The following is a 6595-nucleotide window of genomic DNA, read 5'->3' on the forward strand; positions in this document are numbered from 1 at the left end:
CGTCGACCCTTCGACCTGCGTGCCAGTGTTCCGCACTCCGGACACCGCCGTGCCCGCTGATCCTCAGCGGTGACCAGGTCCACCACCGGACCGTCCGGCCCGTCCGCGACCTCAACGACGGCCAGACCGGCAAGGCCCAGCAGCCGGGTCGTATCCTCAACCATGTCCGTGGCTCTTCTGTTGTGATCAACTTGCTTCGACAACAAGATGATCAACCAAGAGCCACGGGCGCCCTCACCCCAGGGTCCACCCTGGACAGGCCGATGACGTCAGCCGACCCCCATCAACTTCGTTGACCCCTTAATGGTGGCAGTTCCGCCGGGTGCGCGGATGCCGCCGCCAGTGGCGGTGGTGTTGCTATCTATGTCAGACTTGACAACTTCTAATGTGCCGGTACTGAAAATACCGCCGCCCTCGCGGATGGAAGAATTCCGATCGATAGTAGATTGTGTGACGACGACGGTTCCCTCGCTGGAGATGCCGCCGCCGTTCTCGCTGGCAATGTTGCGCCGGATTTTGCTGTGGTTAATAGTCGTAGCTCCGCCGGGGTTGACGAGAATTCCCCCTCCATCGCTGGTAGTCACTCCGCCGGTGATTGTCAGCTTGTTGAGGGTGAGGTTGCCGCCGACGTCGACGGTGAAGATGCGGAACGGATCAACGGCGGCGGCGCGTTCGATGGTGGTGTTCTTTCCGCCGTTGAGGGTGATCGGGGCGGTGATCGCGGGTAGGCCGGCGCCGTCGATGTCGGCGATAAGCAGGTAGGTGCAGTCCTTGGCCAAGTCGAGCACGGCACCGCCGCGAGCGTTGGCGAGGGTGATCGCGGCGATCAGTTTGTCCGCGTCGCACGGGACTGGGATGCCCTTCGGCCTCTTCTCCTGATCCCCCTCGCCTCTGTCGACCTTGCTCTTGCCGTCGTCGTGTTTGTCGTAGCCATCGTGGGCGGAGGGCCGGTTCTCGGGCCGGTCGCTGGCGGCGGGGAGGGCGTGTCCGACAGCGCCAGCGGCCGGGCTGGCGGCGATGCCGACAGTGGTGGTCAGGGCCAGGCCGGTCATTCCGGCCAGCCCAACGACCCACCATCGCGGTCTGGCCCGGCGTCCACCTGGCCGGCTGGATTCGTCTCCGTGGGTGAGTTGGTTCATCGCGGTGCCGGTGCCCTTCCTCGGTGAACGGTGAGGAGCCAACCACCCAGGGGGCGGAGGTTCCTCGGCTACCAGGTAGGCGGTAGCAACCACCCTGAGCTAAACCGATAAAAGGCTACTAGGGCATGAATGCGAAGAAAGTCATCAAACGAGACAAAAGGGCCACCCGTGGGATGATATTGACCGACGCCTCCGAGGTGTCCGACTGCCGTGATGAACGCCAGCGGACTGCTTGTCCGACCAGACCGCGAGGATCCTTCGTAGAAATGTCGACGTGTCGGACGACCAGCGTGACGATCCCCTGACTCGATGGCTCAACAGTCAGCCGCAAGCCAGCGCGCAACCGCCCGCACGGTGGCGCGGTGGCCTGCGGTTTGCGTTCTACGGCCGGATATCAACAGTCGAGCACCAGGACCGGGTGTCCTCCCGGCACTGGCAACGGGACTGCGCCAACGAGCTCGTCACCGCGCACGGGGTGATCGTCGCCGAATACTTCGACGTCGGCTGCTCACGCCGCCGAGGTTGGGGGCAGCGCCCGCAAGCGGCCGCGCTGCTGGCCGCGCTCGACGACCCCGATCGCGGGTTCGACGCGATCGTGGTCGGCGAGTACGAGCGGGCGTTCTCCGCCAACCAACTGCCACACCTGGCACCCGTGCTCGAACATCACGGCGTGCAGCTTTGGCTGCCCGAGACGGACGGGCCGGTCGATCACCACAACCCGACCCATCAGGCGCTGATCATGATGCTCGGCGCCCAGTCGAGGCGTGAGGTGCAGCGCGCCCGGTTCCGGGTCATCACAGCGATGCGGGCTCAAACACGGGAGCAGGGACGGTATCTCGGAGGCCGGCCGCCCTACGGCTACCGACTCGTCGACGCCGGCCCTCATCCGAACACCGCGCACGCGCGCTGGGGTCGCCGGCGTCAACGCTTCGAACCGGATCCGGCCACGGCCGAACACGTGCGGTGGATGTTCGCCCAACGCCTGGACGGCCAGAGTCTCGCCAGCATCGCGCGCGCACTCAACGACGCCGGCATACCGTGCCCGTCAGGCATCGATCCCAACCGCAATCCCCACCGCCGTGGCGACCGGTGGACCCTGCGCACGGTCGCGGCGATACTCGCCAACCCCCGCTACACCGGCCGACAGGTCTGGAACCGGCAACCCGCGCAAACCGACACCGGCCGCCCGGAGGGAGAACCCGTCCGACGAAACCCGACCGTGGACTGGGTGGTCTCCAAGCAACGGGCCCACACCGCTCTGGTCAGCGAGCAGGACTTCGTCGCCACCCAAGCCATCCGCGCCCACCGCAGCGCCCACGACGGCACCACCCGCCGCTACCTGTTCACCGGCCTACTGCGCTGCCGACCATGCGGCCGAAGAATGGAAGCCCACTGGATCAACCAACGCCCCGGCTACCGATGCCGCCACGGCCACACCAGCACCCAACAGCCCGCCAACCGCCGGCACAAGATCCTCTACCTCAGGGAAGACCACATCCTCGCAAGCCTTGCCGACCATCCCCGCCTCTCCGACGGCATTCAGACCCCACACGACCTGGTCACGCTCCTACGCAGAAGGAAGATCACCATCGTCTGCGACCAGGAACACTGCACACCGACCATAGAAAAATCCGCGCAGGTCAACCTGCGCGGATCATGATCAATATGTGGTGATGATGTGTCCGAGATCGATACCGCCGCCCCACCGTCACAGTGCATGAACGATGACGTGGTAGTCAGCTATGGATGGTAACTACCCGGCACTCGCCCCATGCCGCAATGGAGACCGACCGCTACGGGCCAGTGAAGGGGATCAGGGCCGTGCACATCCGTGCCACTGAGGTGATCTCAGCAACTTTGTGGTAGGTATTTGTATTCGACGTGGGTCAGGTGCAGGGCTGCGGCGACGATGTCGCCGATCTGGCGTGGGCTGGCAGTGGTGTGGCGAAGTGTTGTCCAGCGTCCGATCAGGATCGCGAAGCCGCGTTCGCCCTGCCAGCGCAGGCCGCGCAGCAGCCGGTTGTAGGCGCGGTTGTCGGGCGCGAGCCGGCTGCCCTTGGCGGGCTGTTTGATCGGGGTCTTGATGCCGTGGCCTGCGCTTTCGTAGCCGGAGTCGGCCAGCGTGGGAAGATCAAGATCGGCCGCTGACCAGTTCAGCGCGGCGGTGATGCCCAACGTACGGGCGCAACGGGTGTCGTGCAGGTGCCCGGGGAGCGCCTCGGATGTCCAGATCGGTAGACCTTCGGGGCGCATGACCGCTTGGATGTTCGCGCCGAAGTCGCGGTGCTTGCCGGAGTACCAGGCGTCGATCACCTCGCCCTTCACCGACAAGGTGGTCTCGGTGAGCCGGTCACAGTCGAAGAGTTTCCCGTCCAGGATGACGTGGGACCAACCGTCGTCGGCCACCCGCCGCAGAGCCGTGTGCAGATCCTGCGCCTGGGCCGCGAGCACAGCGATGCCCTCGTCGCGGTAGTGGTACGCGGTCGCCCGGGACACACCGAACCCCGCGGCGAGCAGGGCCACGTCCTCGGCCTTGCGGAACCAGACCAGCACCATCAACGCCTGGTAGAAGCAGGTCAACGCCCGCGTGCCGGTGCGGGTGCCACGGGCCCGGCGTTCAGCGGCAAGGAGCCGACCGAGGTGCTGCACGAGTTCCCTGGGGACATCGACCATGGCACGATAGGCAATCACGTGGAGCCCTCTCGAAGACGCGGATCTGTCGCAAGGACGTGCCTATCGATGGCTCCACGCCTATGTCCACGGCTGCCCGACTCGCCGCCTTCACCCGTGTCGCACCAATCAACCCTTATGTGTTGCTGAGATCACCTCACTGACACTGATGCCGCAATGGAGACCGACCGCTACGGGCCGGTGAAGGCCGACCGCGATCCATTCGTCACGCTGACTGTCGCTCTTGCCGCAATGGAGACCGACCGCTACGGGCCGGTGAAGGTCGAGGGCGACTGGCCGGACACGGCAACGCCGGACGGTGCCGCAATGGAGACCGACCGCTACGGGCCGGTGAAGGCGAAGATCGCGCCCGGGTGGGCGGCCAGCAGGTCGGCGCCGCAATGGAGACCGACCGCTACGGGCCGGTGAAGGGCGTGTCGCCCCCAGGGCCCCGGCAAAGTCGTGGATGCGTCCGGGATGAGGCATTCGGCTGAGAAGCGCCGGAGTTGCGGGCAGCAAGGCGGGCATGACCGGTTCAGATGATCATCAGGGTGTCGAAGCCTTGATCGTCCGAAGTGAGTCATGCCCGCGCTGCCATCATCGCTGATCTCGTCCCTGTCCTGCGCACCGGCTGTCACGGTGCCCGAAACCGCTGCTGGGCTGGCCACAGCGTTGGCCAATCTGCCGGACCCCCGTGCCCGCCGGGGCGTACGGCACGGGTTGGTAGTTGTGGTGACCGCGGCGGTATGTGCTGTGGTGGCTGGTTACCGCTCCTACACCGCGATCGCCGAGTGGGTCGCCGACGTCCCGGACACCACCGCGTTGGCATTAGGTATCGCCCCGCACCGGCGTCCGTCGGAGGCGATGATCCGCCGCTTGTTGCAGGCCCTGGACCCAGACCGTCTCACCACTGCCGTCAACGGCTGGCTGGCCGCGCGAACCGCGGCCACATCACCGGCGGGCAGGCGGGCGGTCGCCGTGGATGGCAAGACCCTGCGCGGCTCCCGCACCACCGACACCGCCGCCGCCCACATCCTGGCTGCCTGCGACCAGGCCACCGGCGTGGTCCTGGCCAGCACCGACGTGGACAGCAAGACCAACGAAATCACCCGGTTCCGGCCTCTGCTCGACCAGATCAGCGACCTACGCGACACCGTGATCACCGTCGACGCCCTGCACTGCCAACGCGATCACGTCGACTACCTCGCCGAGCGTGGCGCGCATTGGATCCTGACCGTCAAGGCCAACCAGCCCAACCTGCACGCCCAACTCGCCAACCTGCCCTGGCGGGCCGTTCCCGACGCCACCCGCGACACCGACCGCGGACACGGCCGCCGCGAGATCCGAACCCTCAAGATCCTGACGATCTCCACCGGCATCGAGTTCCCCCACGCCGCACAGGCACTGCAGATCCGTCGCCGCAGACGCCGCCTCGACCAGCCGAAACGCGTCACCACCGAGACCGTCTACGCCATCACCGACCTCCGCGTCCACCAAGCCAGACCCGCCCAACTCGCCGCCTGGATCCGCGGCCACTGGAGCATCGAGAACAAGATCCACTGGGTCCGCGACGTCACCTACGACGAAGACCGATCCCAAATCCGCACCGGCACCGGACCCCAAGTGATGGCAGCCCTGCGCAACGCCGCCATCGGGGCCCTACGAACCGCCAGCATCACCAACATCGCCGCCGCCAACCGACATCACGCCCGCGACAGCACCCGCCCACTGGCCCTTCTCGGCATCACGTGACGACTTTGCCGGGGCCCTGGCCAGGGGTGGGAGCGGGCGGTGTACCGCAACCGGTCCCGCCGGTCGTACCGGCCGGGTAGCAGGGTCTCCGGACGACTGATGCTCCCGGAACGGATGCCTCATCGCAGCCTGACGGATAGGGCAGGGCAGGACTGAACACAACGCCTCCCGGTACTCAGCGCTGGGCCGGTGATGATCGCCACGCTCCAGCTTGCCGATGTCGCCACCGTCGAGGCTGACCCCGGCGCCGATACGTTGTCCACAGATAGGAGTTGACAGCCTCTGCCAACTCCTGACGCGACATCGCCCGACCAGAGCCGCTCGGGGAGAAGACATAGCGGCGTCAGGCTATGCTGAGCAGCAAGTTGGGCCGTGCGTCCCGTAGCGACCACCCCGGCATCAGCTGACCTCCGCGCCAGAAACCAAGCATCCGCCGTTTCGGGCGCGCATCTTGCCACGCCAATGCGTTGATCGTGCAGTGAGGTGATCTCAGCAACACATAAGGGTTGGGCTTGCCCCGTTTCGGCGGACAGGGTCGATGAGTTGATTTTCAGGCTACCTTGAGGGCGGGTAGCAGGCTGATGGTGGTGCCGCCTTCGTAGGCGGCGGGGCTGAGGTAGCCGAGGCTGGAGTGCCGGCGGCGGGTGTTGTACCAGCCTTCGATGTACTCAAATATGACCTGGTGGGCGGCTTTGCGAGTGGGCCAACTCTGGCGGTGGATGAGTTCGGTCTTGATCGTGGCGAAGAACGACTCCGCGGCCGCGTTGTCCCAGCACTGCCCTCGGCGGCCGACGGACAGCCGGACCCCGTGCTGTTTCGCGAGGCGGGCGTGCTGGGCGCTGGTGTACTGGCAGCCGCGGTCGGAGCGAAAGATCAGCCCGTCGGCGGGCCGGCGCCGCCTGAGGGCGTCGGCCAGGGCGGCATCGACGAGGTCGGTCTTGAGGTGGTCGGCGACGGCCCAGCCGACCACGCGGCGCGATGACAGGTCGATGACGGTGGCCAGGTACAGCCAGCCCTCCCAGGTGTTGATGTAG

At 66.4% G+C, this 6595-nt stretch carries 5 protein-coding genes and 1 pseudogene; 3 read left to right on the plus strand and 3 right to left on the minus strand.

Annotated elements, in window-relative coordinates; translation table 11 throughout:
• Nucleotides 1–290 precede the first annotated feature (290 nt).
• Nucleotides 291–1139: pseudogene (locus K228_RS28590) on the minus strand (right-handed parallel beta-helix repeat-containing protein); the annotation flags it as partial.
• Nucleotides 1140–1413: 274 nt separating this feature from the next.
• Here K228_RS28590 and K228_RS0123570 point away from each other — a divergent pair.
• Complete coding sequence (locus K228_RS0123570; RefSeq protein ID WP_025620596.1) at nt 1414–2799, plus strand: recombinase family protein; 1386 nt, start codon at nt 1414–1416, stop codon at nt 2797–2799.
• Nucleotides 2800–2987: 188 nt separating this feature from the next.
• Here the strand turns inward: K228_RS0123570 and K228_RS0123575 are convergent, their stop codons facing one another.
• Nucleotides 2988–3812 (minus strand): transposase family protein, encoded by an 825-nt coding sequence (locus tag K228_RS0123575; RefSeq protein WP_155251625.1) that lies wholly within the window; start codon nt 3810–3812, stop codon nt 2988–2990.
• 174 nt (nt 3813–3986) lie between these two features.
• On the opposite strand from K228_RS0123575, the gene K228_RS30505 reads away from it, so the two are divergent.
• On the plus strand, nt 3987–4238 hold the full coding sequence (locus tag K228_RS30505) for a hypothetical protein (protein WP_425414541.1): 252 nt from the start codon (nt 3987–3989) through the stop codon (nt 4236–4238).
• Nucleotides 4239–4391: 153 nt separating this feature from the next.
• Nucleotides 4392–5561 carry an ISAs1 family transposase gene (locus K228_RS0123580; protein WP_245603577.1) on the plus strand — a complete coding sequence of 390 codons (1170 nt, stop codon included), beginning with the start codon at nt 4392–4394 and terminating at the stop codon, nt 5559–5561.
• A gap of 550 nt (nt 5562–6111) precedes the next feature.
• Here the strand turns inward: K228_RS0123580 and K228_RS0123590 are convergent.
• Nucleotides 6112–6595 (minus strand): IS3 family transposase (locus K228_RS0123590; protein ID WP_025620599.1); only part of this gene is annotated, 484 nt, incomplete at its 5' end.

The organism is Salinispora cortesiana (assembly GCF_000484695.1).
GTDB lineage: Bacteria > Actinomycetota > Actinomycetes > Mycobacteriales > Micromonosporaceae > Micromonospora > Micromonospora cortesiana.

Excerpts from the sequence above, each read along its gene's own strand:
- K228_RS0123575 (WP_155251625.1), bottom strand. The coding sequence starts at position 3,812 with ATGGTCGATGTCCCCAGGGAACTCGTGCAGCACCTCGGTCGGCTCCTT.
- K228_RS30505 (WP_425414541.1), top strand. The coding sequence starts at position 3,987 with ATGGAGACCGACCGCTACGGGCCGGTGAAGGCCGACCGCGATCCATTC.
- K228_RS0123580 (WP_245603577.1), top strand. The coding sequence starts at position 4,392 with ATGCCCGCGCTGCCATCATCGCTGATCTCGTCCCTGTCCTGCGCACCG.